The sequence below is a fragment of the Collimonas fungivorans genome, assembly GCF_028292705.1.
GTDB lineage: Bacteria > Pseudomonadota > Gammaproteobacteria > Burkholderiales > Burkholderiaceae_D > Collimonas > Collimonas fungivorans_B.
In genome coordinates this window covers 1-14,894 of sequence record NZ_JAQGLV010000036.1, presented here as the reverse complement: position 1 = coordinate 14,894, position 14,894 = coordinate 1, and the positions used below count along the sequence as shown (strand labels likewise).

The 14,894-nt window shown below is 60.1% G+C and carries 16 protein-coding genes; 10 read left to right on the top strand and 6 right to left on the bottom strand.

From position 1 onward, the window contains the following. Positions 1 to 24 precede the first annotated feature (24 nt). Together kefC and arsC are read left to right on the top strand one after the other, a co-directional pair. A complete protein-coding gene (kefC, locus tag JWQ61_RS01705; RefSeq protein WP_304358988.1) occupies positions 25 to 1,869 on the top strand; it encodes a glutathione-regulated potassium-efflux system protein KefC in 1,845 nt (614 codons plus the stop codon). Continuing rightward, the gene (arsC, locus tag JWQ61_RS01700) at positions 1,866 to 2,222 is read left to right on the top strand and encodes an arsenate reductase (glutaredoxin) (RefSeq protein WP_120237455.1); all 357 of its coding nucleotides are present in this window, start codon (positions 1,866 to 1,868) and stop codon (positions 2,220 to 2,222) included. The genes kefC and arsC overlap by 4 nt, the downstream gene beginning before the upstream one ends. Here arsC and JWQ61_RS01695 read toward each other — a convergent pair. Together JWQ61_RS01695 and JWQ61_RS01690 are read right to left on the bottom strand one after the other, a co-directional pair. Then, positions 2,219 to 2,413: a DUF2905 domain-containing protein gene (locus JWQ61_RS01695; protein ID WP_014004374.1), complete on the bottom strand. Its 195-nt coding sequence runs from the start codon at positions 2,411 to 2,413 to the stop codon at positions 2,219 to 2,221. The two genes, arsC and JWQ61_RS01695, sit on opposite strands and share 4 nt — an antisense overlap. Before the next feature lie 22 nt (positions 2,414 to 2,435). Then, positions 2,436 to 3,620 (bottom strand): class I SAM-dependent methyltransferase, encoded by a 1,185-nt coding sequence (locus tag JWQ61_RS01690; RefSeq protein WP_304358987.1) that lies wholly within the window; start codon positions 3,618 to 3,620, stop codon positions 2,436 to 2,438. Between the two features lie 130 nt (positions 3,621 to 3,750). Between JWQ61_RS01690 and JWQ61_RS01685 the strand changes: the two genes are divergently transcribed. The 6 genes from JWQ61_RS01685 to glmU all read left to right on the top strand — a co-directional run bounded on the left by JWQ61_RS01685 (position 3,751) and on the right by glmU (position 8,632). After that, a complete protein-coding gene (locus tag JWQ61_RS01685; protein WP_304358986.1) occupies positions 3,751 to 4,515 on the top strand; it encodes an SDR family oxidoreductase in 765 nt (254 codons plus the stop codon). A 7-nt stretch (positions 4,516 to 4,522) separates the two neighbouring features. Continuing rightward, a complete protein-coding gene (locus JWQ61_RS01680) occupies positions 4,523 to 4,921 on the top strand; it encodes a dihydroneopterin aldolase (RefSeq protein WP_014004371.1) in 399 nt (132 codons plus the stop codon). A 42-nt stretch (positions 4,922 to 4,963) separates the two neighbouring features. Further along, positions 4,964 to 5,923 carry a tRNA 2-thiocytidine(32) synthetase TtcA gene (ttcA, locus tag JWQ61_RS01675; protein WP_304358985.1) on the top strand — a complete coding sequence of 320 codons (960 nt, stop codon included), beginning with the start codon at positions 4,964 to 4,966 and terminating at the stop codon, positions 5,921 to 5,923. A 118-nt stretch (positions 5,924 to 6,041) separates the two neighbouring features. Beyond that, positions 6,042 to 6,374: a YegP family protein gene (locus JWQ61_RS01670; protein WP_304358984.1), complete on the top strand. Its 333-nt coding sequence runs from the start codon at positions 6,042 to 6,044 to the stop codon at positions 6,372 to 6,374. 120 nt (positions 6,375 to 6,494) lie between these two features. Then, the gene (locus JWQ61_RS01665; protein WP_304358983.1) at positions 6,495 to 7,085 is read left to right on the top strand and encodes a hypothetical protein; all 591 of its coding nucleotides are present in this window, start codon (positions 6,495 to 6,497) and stop codon (positions 7,083 to 7,085) included. 179 nt (positions 7,086 to 7,264) lie between these two features. Beyond that, on the top strand, positions 7,265 to 8,632 hold the full coding sequence (gene glmU / locus JWQ61_RS01660; protein ID WP_304358982.1) for a bifunctional UDP-N-acetylglucosamine diphosphorylase/glucosamine-1-phosphate N-acetyltransferase GlmU: 1,368 nt from the start codon (positions 7,265 to 7,267) through the stop codon (positions 8,630 to 8,632). A gap of 58 nt (positions 8,633 to 8,690) precedes the next feature. On the opposite strand, the gene JWQ61_RS01655 is transcribed toward glmU, so the two are convergent. Further along, positions 8,691 to 9,155 carry an Lrp/AsnC family transcriptional regulator gene (locus JWQ61_RS01655; protein WP_304358981.1) on the bottom strand — a complete coding sequence of 155 codons (465 nt, stop codon included), beginning with the start codon at positions 9,153 to 9,155 and terminating at the stop codon, positions 8,691 to 8,693. A 162-nt stretch (positions 9,156 to 9,317) separates the two neighbouring features. Between JWQ61_RS01655 and glmS the strand changes: the two genes are divergently transcribed. Then, a complete protein-coding gene (gene glmS, locus JWQ61_RS01650) occupies positions 9,318 to 11,135 on the top strand; it encodes a glutamine--fructose-6-phosphate transaminase (isomerizing) (RefSeq protein WP_304358980.1) in 1,818 nt (605 codons plus the stop codon). A 396-nt stretch (positions 11,136 to 11,531) separates the two neighbouring features. Here glmS and JWQ61_RS01645 read toward each other — a convergent pair whose 3' ends face one another. From JWQ61_RS01645 to JWQ61_RS01635, 3 genes are all read right to left on the bottom strand, one after another. Further along, a complete protein-coding gene (locus JWQ61_RS01645) occupies positions 11,532 to 11,999 on the bottom strand; it encodes an AtaL-like protein (protein WP_304358979.1) in 468 nt (155 codons plus the stop codon). Positions 12,000 to 12,029: 30 nt separating this feature from the next. Then, on the bottom strand, positions 12,030 to 12,899 hold the full coding sequence (locus tag JWQ61_RS01640) for an SDR family oxidoreductase (RefSeq protein WP_304358978.1): 870 nt from the start codon (positions 12,897 to 12,899) through the stop codon (positions 12,030 to 12,032). A 193-nt stretch (positions 12,900 to 13,092) separates the two neighbouring features. Next, positions 13,093 to 14,025, bottom strand: a complete 933-nt coding sequence (locus tag JWQ61_RS01635) for an NADP-dependent oxidoreductase (protein ID WP_304358977.1) — start codon at positions 14,023 to 14,025, stop codon at positions 13,093 to 13,095. Positions 14,026 to 14,133: 108 nt separating this feature from the next. Between JWQ61_RS01635 and JWQ61_RS01630 the strand changes: the two genes are divergently transcribed. After that, positions 14,134 to 14,894, top strand: a 761-nt coding sequence (locus JWQ61_RS01630) for a LysR family transcriptional regulator (RefSeq protein ID WP_304358976.1), incomplete at its 3' end; no start/stop codon positions are given.

The window sequence follows — 14,894 nt, the reverse complement described above, 5'->3', positions numbered from 1 at the left end:
ACCGCTCACAGGCAGCTAAACATCATGGAACAGAATCTCTTATTCAACGGCTTGATTTACCTGGCGGCGGCAGTGGCGGCAGTACCGATCGCCAAGCGCCTGGGCCTGGGCGCGGTGCTGGGCTACCTGCTGGCCGGCATGGCGATCGGCCCCTGGGGCTTGCGCCTGATCGACAATGTAGAAGACATCCTGCATTTCTCCGAGTTCGGGGTGGTGCTGCTGCTGTTCATGATCGGCCTGGAACTCGAACCGAAGCGCCTGTGGTCGTTGCGGCGCTCGATTTTCGGCTGGGGCACGGCGCAGGTGGTGACGGTTTCGCTGGCGCTGTTCGGCGCCGCCGTCGTCGCCGGGGTCGACTGGAAAACCGCGCTGATCGCCGCGCTCGGCATGTCGCTGTCGTCCACCGCGATCGCCCTGGCCACCATCAACGAACGCAAGATCAACAGCACGCCTGCCGGCCGCGCCGGTTTTGCCATCCTGCTGTTCCAGGACATCGCCGCCATTCCCATGATCGCGATCGTGCCGTTGCTCGGCGTCGCCGCCGCCCACGGCAGCGGCGAAGGCTGGATCGGCGGCCTGAAAGTGGTGGCGGTGATCGCCACCCTGATCGTCGGCGGCCGTTACCTGGTGCGTCCCCTGATGCGCATGATCGCCCGCACCGGACTGCGTGAAATCTTCACCGCATTTGCGCTGCTGCTGGTGATCGCCATCGGCCTGCTGATGGAATCGGTAGGCATGTCGATGGCACTGGGCAGCTTCCTGGCCGGCGTGCTGCTGGCCGACTCGGAATACCGGCACGCGCTGGAAACCGACCTGGAGCCGTTCAAGGGCTTGCTGCTCGGACTGTTCTTCATCGCCGTCGGCATGTCGGTCGACTTTGGCCTGCTGCTCAGCCAGCCGTGGCTGATCCTGGGCCTGGTGGCCGGTTTCCTGGCGATCAAGCTGGCGGTCCTGTACCTGCTCAGCAAAGTATTCCAGATCGCCCGCGCCCAGCAATTCCTGTTTGCGGCCTTGCTGTCGCAGGGCGGCGAATTCGCCTTCGTGGTGTTCGGCGCCGCCGCCGCCGCCCGCGTGTTTTCCCAGGAAACCTCGTCGATCCTGGTAGTGGTGGTGGCGCTGTCGATGGTGACCACGCCGCTGCTGCTGGTGCTGTACGACAAAGTTATCGCGCCGTATTTCCTGAATGCGCAGAAACGTCCCGACGATGAAATCGACGACAATGAAAACCCGGTCATCATCGCCGGCTTCGGCCGCTTCGGCCAGATCATCGGCCGCCTGCTGCACGCCAACAAGATCGGCCTGACCGTGCTCGACCACGATCCCGACCAGATCGACCTGCTGCGCAAATTCGGCTTCAAGGTGTTCTACGGCGACGCCACCCGCATGGACCTGATGCACGCCGCCGGCATCGCCAAGGCGCGCTTGCTGGTGGTGGCGCTGGACGACATCGAGGGCAGCCTGAAACTGGTGGCGGCAGTGCGCCACGTGTTTCCCGACCTGCCGATCATCGCCCGGGCGCGCAACGTTACCCACTATTTCGACTTGATGGATCTGGGCGTGACCGTGATCGAACGCGAAACGTTCGAATCGGCCCTGCAGCTCGGACGCCAGGCGCTGCGCACGATGGGTTTCGGCGCCTACCGGGCGCGCCAGGCAGCGATGAAATTCCGCGCCCACAACCTGCAAACCCTGCACGATATGTATCCGCACCAGAAAAACCAGCAGGAAATCGTCTCGATCGCCAAGAAAGCGCGCGAGGAACTGGAGGAAATGTTTGCGCACGACCGCATCTTGCGCGAAGACATGCCCGCCAGCGGCTGGGATGATGAGGTATTGCCGTTGGATGAAACTACACAGGAGCCGACATGATCACCATCTATCACAACCCGCGCTGTTCGAAATCGCGCGAGGCGCTGGCGCTCGCCGAGCAATACAGCAGCGAGCACCAGCTCAAGCTGGAAGTCGTCGATTATCAAAAAACGCCGCTGACCCTGGCGCAGCTGAAAACCCTGCACAAGCAGCTGGGCGGCCCGGTCAGCGCCATGGTGCGCGACAACGAAGCGGAATACGCCGAGCTCAACCTGGCCCAGGCCGACGACGCCACACTGCTGCAGGCGCTCGCTAGCCATCCGAAACTGCTGCAGCGACCGGTAGTGACTTACCAGGAACGTTCGGTGATCGCGCGGCCGCCGCAGCTATTCAATGACTTGATGGATACCTAGAGCAGCCGCACCAGCAGGAACAGCACCGTCGATAACAGGATGGTGGACGCAAACGGCAGGGAGAATTTCCTGCCGAACAAGGTAAACCGCAGGTCGCCCGGCAAGCGGCCGAGCCCAAGCTTCTCCAGCCAGGGCAAGGCGCTGGAAAACACGATGACGGCGACAAAAATCACCAGCATCCAGCGGATCATGCGGCGCTTTCGGGCAGGATAGTCATAGACGATGACTGCGGTCGTGGGTGGCGAAGCGCGCCGGCAATTCGGCATGGATGCCAACCGCCAGCACTTTGAACAATTCGCCCATTTCGGCCGGCGACACCAGCTTTTGCAAGGCATTGGCTTGCGGCAGGTAAGCCAGGGCGTTCTCCGGCGGCGTGCGCAGTAGCAGCTTGCCGATCCCGGCTTCCAGCAGGAAAGCCGCCTGGCTGCTGTAGCCCAGCAGGTCCAGCCCGCTATCGAGGGCGGCGGCCGCCATCGCAGTGAAATCGACGTGGGCGGTGACATCCTGCAAACCCGGCAGGTAAAACGGATCGGGATGGGCATGATGCCGGTAATGGCACATCAAGGTGCCCTGGTCGCGCTGCTGCAAATAATATTCCGCGGCCGGGAAACCATAGTCGAAGAACAGCGCGACTGCGCCCTGCCCGGCCTTCAGCATGCTGCCCAGCGAATGCATGAAACCGATCGCCACCGGATGCACTTCGGTCATGTGGCCGACCGTCAGCGACTCGGCCTCAGGTATTTGTGCGATGAGCGTCGGCTCGGCCGGGCGATCAATGTAGACAAATTGTCCATCTTCGCCATCGGCGCCGGCTTCGGCCAGGCCGACCCCGCGCTGCAGCCAGCCTTGCGCGCCGCGCAGCACCAGTTCGACCGGCATCGCATCCAGCACTTCGTTGCCGATCACTATCCCGGAAAACGCCTCGGGCAAGCGATCCAGCCACTGCACCTGCGGAAACGCCTGCAGTTTCAGCTGCTGGCGCGCCCGCAGTTCGGCTGACAGTTCAACGATGTAATACGCTTGCGGCAAACCGGCGCCGTTGTCGCCGGCAGCCAATTCGGTCAGGATGTCATGCGCCAGCTGGCCGCTGCCGGCGCCGAATTCCAGTATCCGCGGCTGCAGCGCAGGCGAAGAAACCAGCAATTCTGTTGTCAAATGGGCCAAAGTCGCGCCAAAAAGCGGCGTAATCTCGGGCGCGGTTGTAAAATCACCGTCTTTGCCCAATTTTGCCGCGCCGCCGCTGTAATAACCGAGGTCCGGCGCATACAGCAGCAGTTCCATATAACGCGCGAATGAAATCCAGCCATGCTGCCGGCGGATTTCAGTGGCGATCAGATTGTGTAACAGGCGCGATGCGCGCTGTGCTTCGACCGAAGCTTCGGGTAATTGCAGTTGCATGGCGCTATTGTAGAAGATAACGCCGGCGCGCAAGCAAGTGTCGTCAATGCGTGTCGCCGATAAAACAGTATAAATGCCGCCTGCCGCGTCGCCCCCGGGAATCCTGCACAGCGCTTATGATGAATAAACCATGATGACCACGCCAGTCTCTACCGTTGCCCTTGTCACCGATGCCGCCAGTACGGTCGGCCGCGCCATTGCGCTGGCGCTGGCGCAGCAGGGCTGGGATCTGGCGCTGCATTACCAGGAAGACCCGGCGCCGGCGGCGCTGTTGCAGGAGTGCCTGGCGCTGGGAGTGCGGGCTGTCGCGATCCGGTGCGACTTGAACCGGGAAACCGAGATCCAGGCGCTGCTGCCGCGCGTGGTGCAAGAGCTCGGCGCCGTCGGCTGCATCGTCAACAACGCCAGCCACGTCGAATACGACAACGCCGCCACCCTGTCCGCGGCGAGCCTGGAACGTCACATGCAAAGCAACCTGACCGCCCCCCTCCTGTTAGCGCAGGCGCTGCATGCGGCGACGCTCAAGACTGAAGGCGCGCATGCGATGGTCATCAACCTGCTGGACCAGAAACTGTTCAACCCGCATCCCGATTTCCTGTCCTATACGCTGTCCAAGGCTGCATTGCACAGCGCCACCGCCTTGCTGGCGCAGGCTTATGCGCCGCAGCTGCGGGTGGTCGCGATTGCGCCCTCACTTGCGTCGTCACTGAATGCAACCGGCGGCGCCCAGTCGAAGCAGCCGGCGACTTTGGAAGACATTGCGGCGACCGTCTGTTTTGTCGCCTCCTCCTCCGCCATCACCGGCAGCACGCTGCTGGTCGATGGCGGCCAACATTTGTATCCTCACCCAAGGGACCTGGCTGCCGTTCCCGGCCAGCCGTCCCATCCTCACTGAAAACACCATGCTCTCCGCACTCATCCATCCCGACCTTAGCGATTGCCGCCGCCTTTTCCTGCGCGACTACGAAGTGCAGATCAATATCGGCGTCTACGAATCTGAAAAGCAAGGCACGCAACGCGCGCTGATCAATGTCGACCTGTTTGTGCCGCTGGCTTTGTCAACGCCGACTAAAGATCATGTGGATGACGTGCTGGATTACAATTTCATGCGCAATACCGTGGCAAAGCGCATGGCGCAGGGCCATATCCATTTGCAGGAAACCCTGTGCGATGACCTCGCCAATGCCCTGCTGCTGCATCCGCGGGTACGCGCGGTGCGGGTATCCACTGAAAAACCCGACGCCTATCCCGATTGCCGTTCGGTCGGCGTCGAAGTGTTTCGGATCAAACCGAAAGCCTGAGGCTGAATCACCATGAATGAACCATTGAAGCAGGAAGTCCCGATGCAAAACCAACTACTAGCGCAAGCGCAAGCGCCAGCTGCCGGCGACGCCGCCGCGAATTCCCCAAGCCAGAAGAGCGTGGAAAAGATCGCCCACGAAAACAACAAGCTGCACAAGCGCCTGTGCCGCCAGGTCGGCCAGGCGATCGGCGATTTCAACATGATCGAAGACGGCGACAAGGTGATGGTCTGCCTGTCGGGCGGCAAGGACAGCTACGCCCTGCTGGATATCCTGATGACCCTGCGCGAACGGGCGCCGATCAATTTCGAGATCGTCGCCGTCAACCTGGACCAGAAGCAGCCGAATTTCCCGGACCACATCCTGCCGGCCTACCTGGAGAAATTGGGCGTCGCTTACCATATCGAAAACCAAGATACCTACAGCATCGTCAAGCGCCTGATCCCGGAAGGCAAGACCACCTGCTCGCTGTGCTCGCGCCTGCGGCGCGGCATCCTGTACCGGGTCGCCACCGAGCTGGGCGCGACCAAGGTCGCCCTCGGCCACCACCGCGACGACATCATGGAAACCTTCTTCCTCAACATGTTCTTCGGCGGCAAGCTGAAGAGCATGCCGGCCAAGCTGCAGTCGGACGACGGCAAACAGATCGTGATCCGGCCGCTGGCCTACGTCAAGGAAGCCGACCTGAGCCGCTATGCCGAGGTCAAGCAGTTCCCGATCATCCCTTGCGACCTGTGCGGCAGCCAGGAAAACCTGCAGCGCAAGCAGATCAAGGGCATGCTGCGCGAATGGGAAAAGAAATTCCCGGGCCGGGTGGAAAACATCTTCTCGTCGCTGTCGACGGTCGCGCCGTCGCACCTGATGGACCGCAACCTGTTCGGCTTCGCCGACCTGAAGGCCAGCGGCATTGCCGATCCCAACGGCGATATCGCGTTTGACGACGATCCATGCTCGACGCAGGCAACCGTCGCCAGCATCATTCCGCTGCGGCCGGCAGACTAATCCATCGATTTCCCCGCCCGGCTATATAATCGAAGCGGACCAGCGGCGATCAGTGCAACCAGCTGAACAGATTCAGCGAACTGCGCCGCCTGGCCGGCAACTTATCAGGAGACGCGCAATGGCAGGGTCCTATGTACTCAAGAAGTCGTTGGATGGACAGTTCTATTTCCTGCTCTACTCTGGCAACGGCGAAGTGGTGTTGAACAGCGAAATGTATGTCGCCAAGGCTTCCGCCGAAAACGGCATCGCCTCGGTCCAGAGCAACAGCGCACAAGACGATCGCTATAGCCGCAACCAGGCTTCCAACGGCAAGTTCTATTTCAACCTGAAAGCCGCCAATCACCAGGTCATCGGCAGCAGCCAGATGTATAGCACCACCAGCGCACGCGACGCCGGCATCGACGCCGTCAAGAAAAATGGCCCCAGCACGGATGTCAAGGACGAAGCCTGAGCATTCGGCCAAAGCATCCGGAAACACGGCGGCGCGGGTGAATTGCAAGTATTTGTAAGCCCTGTATTCGTTCCATACGGCAAATCGTTTAATACCCAGGACCTTTTTCTGGAGATATGAATGAACCGTCGTCGTTTTCAGCGTTACCTTGCTCTGTCGGCCGTAGCAGCGGCCTCCCTGTCGCTGGCCGGCTGCGTGGTCGAACCGCCGCGCACCCGCGTCGAATACCGCGAAGCCCGAGTGGTGCAAGCACCGCCGGCGCCGCTGGTGGAAGTGGCGCCGCCGGCGCCCTACCCCGATTCCTACTGGATCGGCGGTCACTGGAAGTGGGAAAACAACCGCTACGTCTGGAATAACGGCCATTGGGAACAATCGCGCCAGAACATGGTTTACCAGCATGCCTACTGGGCCAATGAAGGCGGCCAGTGGGTATTCCATGGCGGCCGCTGGGTGCCGATCAACAATACTTACAGCGCGCCCCCGGTCGTGATCAACGTTGCCCCGCCGCCGCCGCGGATCGAAGTCATGACGCCGGCGCCCAGCCCCAACCATGTCTGGATCGGCGGTTACTGGCGCTGGAACAACGGCCGCCACGACTGGGTCAACGGCCATTGGGAAGCGCGCCGCGACGGTTATTTCTGGGCCCCGGGACATTGGGTCCGCAACGGCAACAGCTGGGCCTTCTCGGGTGGTTTCTGGCAGCGTTATTGATATCGGCCTGCAAACAAAAATCGCCTCAACGCTGTGCAAACAGCCTTGAGGCCATGTCTTTTCCTGCTGCGGCAAGCAATCGATCAGCTTGAGCAGGTTGTCATATATACAGCGCCGGCGCTGAATTTGTAGCTGCAGCGCATGATAAAATTTGCCACCTAATCTTTCTCATATCGACCATGAACGTTGTCATTCTCGCTGCCGGCATGGGCAAGCGCATGCAGTCCGCGCTGCCGAAAGTGTTGCACCCGCTGGCGGGCAAACCGCTGCTGTCGCATGTGATCGACGCCGCGCGCGCCCTGTCCCCGACCACCTTGTGCGTCATCTACGGCCATGGCGGCGACGCCGTGCCAAACTCGCTGGCCGCCGCCGACCTGGTGTTCGCCAAGCAGGAACCGCAGCTCGGCACCGGCCATGCAGTAGCGCAAGCCGCGCCGCATCTGGACGACGCCGTGCCCACCCTGGTGCTGTACGGCGATGTACCGCTGATCGCCAGCAGCACGCTGCAACGGCTGATCGACAGCGCCGGCAAAGACAAGCTGGCGGTCCTGACAGTGGACCTGCAGGATCCGACCGGCTACGGCCGCATCGTCCGCGAGCACAATGGTGAACGCAGGATCGTCAGCATCGTCGAGCAAAAAGACGCAACGCCGGAACAGCGCACGATCCATGAATGCAATACCGGCATCATGGTAGCGCCCACCGCGCAACTCAAGAAATGGCTGGCCGGCTTGTCCAACAACAATGCCCAGGGTGAATATTACCTGACCGATATCGTCGCCAGCGCCGTCGCCGACGGCACGCCGGTAGTATCGGCCCAGCCCGCCGCCGTAGCGGAAACGCTGGGCGTCAACAGCAAGATGCAGCTGGCTGAACTGGAACGCATCCATCAGCGCAGCATCGCCGAACGTTTGCTGGAACAGGGCGTGACCCTGCTCGACCCGGCGCGCCTGGATGTGCGCGGCACACTGAGCTGTGGCCGCGATGTCAGCATCGATATCGGCTGCATCTTCGAGGGTGAAGTCAGCATCGAAGACGGCGCCGTCATCGGCGCCCATTGCGTCATCAAGAATGCCCGCATCGGCCGCGACGCCAACATCAAACCCTTCTGTCATATCGAAGATGCCGTGGTCGGCGCCGCTTCCCAGATCGGACCGTACGCGCGCCTGCGCCCCGGCACCGAGCTTGGCGAAGACGTCCATATCGGCAATTTCGTCGAGATCAAGAACAGCCAGATCGCCGCACACAGCAAAGCCAACCACCTGGCCTACGTCGGCGACGCCACGGTGGGATCGCGCGTCAATATCGGCGCCGGCACCATCACCTGCAACTACGACGGCGCCAACAAATCCCGCACCATCATCGAAGACGATGCCTTCATCGGCAGCGACAGCCAGCTGGTGGCGCCGGTACGGGTCGGCAAAGGGGCGACCCTGGGAGCCGGCACCACGCTGACCAAGGATGCGCCGGAAGGCAAGCTGACCGTCTCTCGCGCGCGCCAGGTCACCATCGATGGCTGGCAGCGCCCGGTCAAGATCAAGAAATAAACATCAAGAAACAAGCAAAAAATAAGCAAAATCGACGCCGGCTGCGACCGGCGTTTTTTCATACCGCCAGGCGCGTATCGAACTTGCTGCGGTAAATCGAAAAATACGTACGCACATTGCGCACATTCTTTTGTGCGGCAAACAGCTGGTGCGCCAGCGCATGGTAAGCCGCCATGTCCGCCACCTGCAGCACCAGCACGAAGTCCGGCCCGGGCGACACCCGGTAGCACTGCAATAACGCAGGCTCGTCCGCCACCAATGCCTCAAACTCTTGCAAACGTTCGGCCGCCTGGTTGTCGAGCGTGATTTCGACAATCGCGGTCAGGCCGGCGCCGACCTTGTCCGGCGCAACAATCGCCACCTGGCGCAGGATGATGCCGGCGTCGGTCAGGCGCTTGACGCGCCGCAGGCAGGTCGGCGGCGATGCATGCACCAGCTGCGCCAGCTGATGGTTGGTTTGAGCGGCATCGGCCTGCAAGGCATTCAAAATCCGCTTGTCCAGTTCGTCCAGAACGATATCCATGATGGAATATGTAATTTATGAGATAAATCCAAGTATAAATGGAATAATATTTCACATGATTTATATCGTGAAATATTTAATCAAAAATGCACGAATTTAGTAATCTTAATTCATAAGCGCTGGCCTAAGATACGCCCATTCACCTATTCAACGAGGAAAGCCATGTGCGGTATCGTCGCAGCAGTTGCCCAGATTAATGTCACGCCCATCCTGCTGGAAGGATTGAAGCGGCTCGAATACCGCGGTTACGACTCTTGCGGCGTCGCCTTGCACATAGACGGCAAATTGCAGCGTTCGCGCAGCACTTCACGCGTGGCCGACCTGGAAATCCAGGTCGAAAAAGCCAGCCTATCGGGTTTCACCGGGATTGCGCACACCCGCTGGGCAACCCACGGCGCACCGGCCACCCACAATGCCCATCCACACTTCTCGCGCGACCGCATCGCCCTGGTCCACAACGGCATCATCGAAAACCACGACGAACTGCGCGCCGAACTGCAAGCCGCCGGTTATCACTTCGAAAGCCAGACCGACACCGAGGTCATCGCCCACCTGGTCGACCACATGTATAGCGGCGACCTGTTCGCCACCGTGCAGCAGGCCGTGAAGCGCCTGACCGGCGCCTACGCGATCGCCGTGTTCTGCGTCGACGAACCGCATCGCGTAGTCGCCGCCCGCCAGGGTTCGCCGTTGATCGTCGGCGTCGGCAAAGGCCAGAACTTCGTCGCCTCCGACGCCATGGCGCTGGCCGGCACCACCGACCAGATCATTTATCTGGAAGAAGGCGACGTGGTCGACCTGCAATTGCAGCGCGTCTGGATCGTCGACGCCGCCGGCAAAGCGGTCGAACGCGAAGTCAAGACCGTGCATGCCTACAGCAGCGCGGTTGAACTGGGACCGTACCAGCACTACATGCAGAAAGAAATCTTCGAACAGCCGCGGGCAATTGCCGACACCCTCGAAGGCATCACCGGCATCATGCCGGAACTGTTCGGCGACGGCGCCTTCAATGTGTTCAAGCAGATCGATTCGGTCCTGATCCTGGCATGCGGCACCAGCTACTATGCCGGCCTGACTGCAAAATACTGGATCGAATCGGTCGCCAAGATCCCCGTCAACGTCGAAATCGCCAGCGAATACCGCTATCGCGACAGCGTGCCGAATCCAAATTCGCTGGTGGTCACCATCACCCAAAGCGGCGAAACCGCTGACACCCTGGCCGCGCTCAAGCACGCCCGCGCGCAAGGCATGCAGCACACGCTGACCATCTGCAACGTCGCCACCAGCGCCATGGTGCGCGAATGCGCGCTGGCTTACATCACCCGCGCCGGCGTTGAAGTCGGCGTCGCCTCGACCAAGGCCTTCACCACCCAGCTGGCCGCGCTGTTCCTGCTGACGCTGGCGCTGGCGCAAAGCAAAGGCCGCCTCAGCGACGAAGAAGAAGCTGCCCACCTGAAAGCCATGCGCCACCTGCCCGCCGCGCTGCAAAGCGTGCTGGCGCTGGAACCGCATATCGTGGCCTGGGCCGAAGCCTTCGCGCGCAAGGAAAACGCCCTGTTCCTGGGGCGTGGCATCCACTATCCGATCGCGCTGGAAGGTGCATTGAAGCTCAAGGAAATCACCTACATCCACGCCGAAGCTTACGCTGCCGGTGAACTCAAGCACGGGCCGCTGGCGCTGGTGACTGAAGAAATGCCGGTGGTGACGGTGGCGCCGAACGATACGCTGATCGAGAAGCTGAAATCGAACATGCAGGAAGTGCGCGCGCGCGGCGGCCAGCTTTATGTTTTTGCCGATGCCGATTCGCACATCAAGTCGAGCGATGGCGTGCATGTGATCCGCTTGCCGGAAAACTATGGCCTGTTGTCGCCTATCCTGCACGTCGTGCCGCTGCAACTGCTTGCGTATCACACGGCGCTGGCGCGGGGGACGGATGTGGATAAGCCGCGTAATCTGGCCAAGTCGGTTACTGTTGAGTAGGGTATCCGCAGCACGTATTGCATCCTGGTCCTTCAGAACAAAGATGCTAACTACGGCGGCTTGCCTGGGCATTGCCGGCGAAAGGACGGATGTTCTGTCTAGATCCGGTGTTGGTAAACGTTGTGCAGGTAACCCGCCTTTGATTGCAGAGGTATCTCGACGTAATGGCGAAATTTGCAAGACCGCGGTTGATCAAGCCTGAGGGGTTCAGGGACAAACAAGTCCGTTGGAGTGATTGAGGCATCAACCGGCAAATTCCATTAGGGTCCAGGCTTTGCCAATGAGACCGAATATATGGATGCAATCTAACCTTTCACCGTGAAACCGAATTACTGCTTGCAAATTGAGGGCGTCCATATATGAACCCCTCGGGCTGGATCAAGGTTGATCGAGAAACTAAGCCGCTTGCCGAACGTGTTGTGTTTCGAATTGGTTAGAATCCAAGGCATTCTTGTAGCCCGTGTCGCTGTTCATCCGAGCCTGTGCAGATTGCTCTTCGGCACCGTCGGGCTCTTTACCGCGCAGGCCGAGGTAACCATGGAAGCGAAGATAAAGCTCACCCGACTCGTCCTCGAACAGCTCGTTGATGATGGCGCCTTCGCGCGGACCGGCGGCTTGGAAAAAGGTCACCTTAGCGTCAGGCTCGAAGGTGATAATTTCGCGCAGGTCGGCACCCGCAATCGTCGCCTCGCGCACGATGTGTGTAGAGTATTCCTCCACGATATCGCATCGCGTGCAGAGGTTAGACGGAAGAAATTCGCGCGCGTCGCGAGCCTTGAGAACCAGCCCTCTCCATGCCTGCGAACGGGTCAACGGAACCTCACCTCTCGGGTTCACCGGAACAGTGGTGGTCGAGTAGATCATGATGATGCTCCTTGGCCTGATGTTCAGCCGTTAGGCTGAGATCGCAATCTCGGAAGCGAAGTCGCGATAGGAACGAAGGGGGCGTCCCAAGAGCGCAGTCAAACGTTCCACATCGCCGGCTTCCGGAATCATTCCCTCAGTGAGAAAACGTTCACTCATCAGGCGCATATCGAAGGCCATCCAGCTCGGCATGAACTGTCGAAGGTTTTTCTCGAACCCGGCGGGGTCATCGCCCGGATAGGCGATCGGACGACCCAGGACTTCTGTCCAGATCGCAGCGACGTCTGCGCCGGTCAAGGTGTCAGGGCCAACGAGATTAATCCTGTCCAGAGGAAGTGGGATGGTGCTTCGTTCTCGGCGGATAAGTTCGATGGCCGCGATCTCAGCGATGTCGCCCGTATCGACCATTGCCAGACCCTTGCTACCGATCGGCATCGGATAAATGCCGTAGCCGGCTACCACATCCTTGATCGTGAGGTCGTTGCCCATGAAGTAGGCGGGACGCAGAATGGTTGCGTTGAGTCCCATTCGCTCGATCATGCGTTCAACGCCGAATTTGCCTGCGAAATGCGGCACGTTCACGTAGAGGTCGCTATGAATCACCGAGAGATAGACGATCCGCTCGATGCCGACCTCTCGGGCGACGTTAAGCGCGATCAGCGCCTGAGTGTATTCGTCGGGTACCACCGCGTTGAGCAGGAACAGCGTCGAGGCACCGGAGAAGGCGCTGCGCAGTGAATCGACGTCGAGCAGATCGCCTTGGACGACGTCGACACCTGTTGGGAAGTTTGCCTTCGACGGGTCGCGAACGAGAGCGCGAACATCGGCGCCTCGCTTCACGAGTTGCTCGACAACTTGGCGGCCGACAGTGCCGGTAGCGCCGGTAACGATAATAGTCATGATGATTACTCCTTGGTATGGTTGGTAAATTCAAAGGTGGATAGAAACTCTCGATCAACTCGACACCGCTCTATCCACAGAAAGCCGTGCGGGTGCATGTAGCGTTAGAGGAGATTGGCGAAACGCTTGGCGACATTCTTCAAGCGCGCATGTTGTTCATCGTGCTCATGTTTTCTCCTTTTAAGGAAGTTGATTAAAGGGAGAAATTCACTACGGTCTTGCCGACTTGCGGCTGAGTCCGATTACGTTCGATCGCTTCAGGCAGTTCGTCGAAGCGCACGACGGCGTTGACCTTCGACTGTAAGCGTCCGTGCGCCACTTCCTCTGCAATCGCTTGCAGCCGTGCGGCATCCGGTGTGTTCATGAACCATAGGCCGCGGCGCCCTGCAGGGGTACTCGCCAGTATGGCCGGCGATGCTGTGCTGACGATGACGCCATCTTCGGCAAGGACGGACCATGAACGGTTCAGTACCTCGCCACCGACGTAGTCGAGTACCAGGTCGATATCGCGTGCCGAGGCTTCGAACTGCTCTTTGTCATAGACAATGACGTGGTCAGCGCCCAGGCTGCGGACATAGTCGGCATGCTCCTCTAAGGCGGTGGCAAACACCACAGCCCCGGCCTGATGCGCGTACTGCACCGCGAACCCCCCGAGACCGCCAGCAGCACCGTGGATAAGAATGCGCTGACCGGCCTGTATCGGACCGGCAAAATTCAGGCTTTGCCATGCCGCCACGGATGCCACAGGCAAGGCCGCCGCGTCCACGAAGCTCAGCGAGTCAGGCATCAGGGTAAGATTGGCCTCGTCTACCGCTACCAGATCGGCATAGGCGCCCAATCCACCGCGAGGCCCCATCACGCGATCGCCTTTACGCAATTGGGTGATGCCCGCACCCACCGCTTCGACGACTCCGGCCAGTTCGATGCCTAAGATGGTTGGCAATTGCAATGGAAAAGCATCGCGGACATAGCCTTCTCGGACCTTCCAGTCCAGTCCATTGATACCGGCGGCCTGGACGCGGACCAGCACTTGGCCTTCTCCTGCCGTCGGTGCGTCGATGGACGAAATCTTGATAGCGGATGGGCCGCCGTATTCGGTAAGAATCAATGCACGGATATTGTTCATGACTAAACTCCTTTGAGATGTGGGTTGCGTACGAACAAATAATAGGTGGTTCCGTATATAAAACAAAGACTGTAAAATATAGACACTTCGTTTCAAAAGTGAGACATCATGGATTTCAATGCCCTCGAAGACTTTCAACTAGTGGCCTCTCACGGTGGCTTTGGAAAAGCCAGCCGCGCCAGCGGACGGTCTAAAGCGACCCTGTCGCGTCGTGTTGCTGACCTCGAAGAAGCATTGGGGATACGGCTCATCGAGCGGGGCGCTCGTAGCCTGGAGTTGACCGAAGCAGGCCAACTGCTGCGAGCCAGAACGGAGGGGCCAATGCACGAGGTCGCCGATGCGGTTGCTGCAGCGCGAGACGGCCTTGCGACGCCGCGAGGGCGTCTGCGGATCGCGGCACCGCTCCTGTTTTCGCAATTAGCCTTGGGGCGGATTGCCGCCCGGTTCCTGGCGAGTTACCCCGAAGTACAGATCGAAGCTGTGGCTGAGGACCGGCTCGTCAATCTGGTGGACGAGCATTTCGATGTCGCCATACGGATCAATCCGAGCAAAGACAGCGCACTGGTCGGCAGATGCTTTGCCAAAGACAGGCTGGTCCTTGCGGCCGCACCATCCATTCAGATGCCGAAGGGAGATCGTGACAAGCCGTTTCCTGTTCCAGCGGTCGTCACGCCGAGCTATCGCGACGGGGACATCTGGTCCGTTCGTAATGGTCAGTTCACCATCGAACCACGACCTGTTCTGCGTCTGTCTTCGCTCCTGATGGTTCGGGATGCTATTGTCGACGGCGCAGGAGCAGCGATGCTGCCGCAGTCCATCATCGGAAGCTTGCTGGAAAAAGGCGAGCTGGTATCGTGGGGAATTGCCGG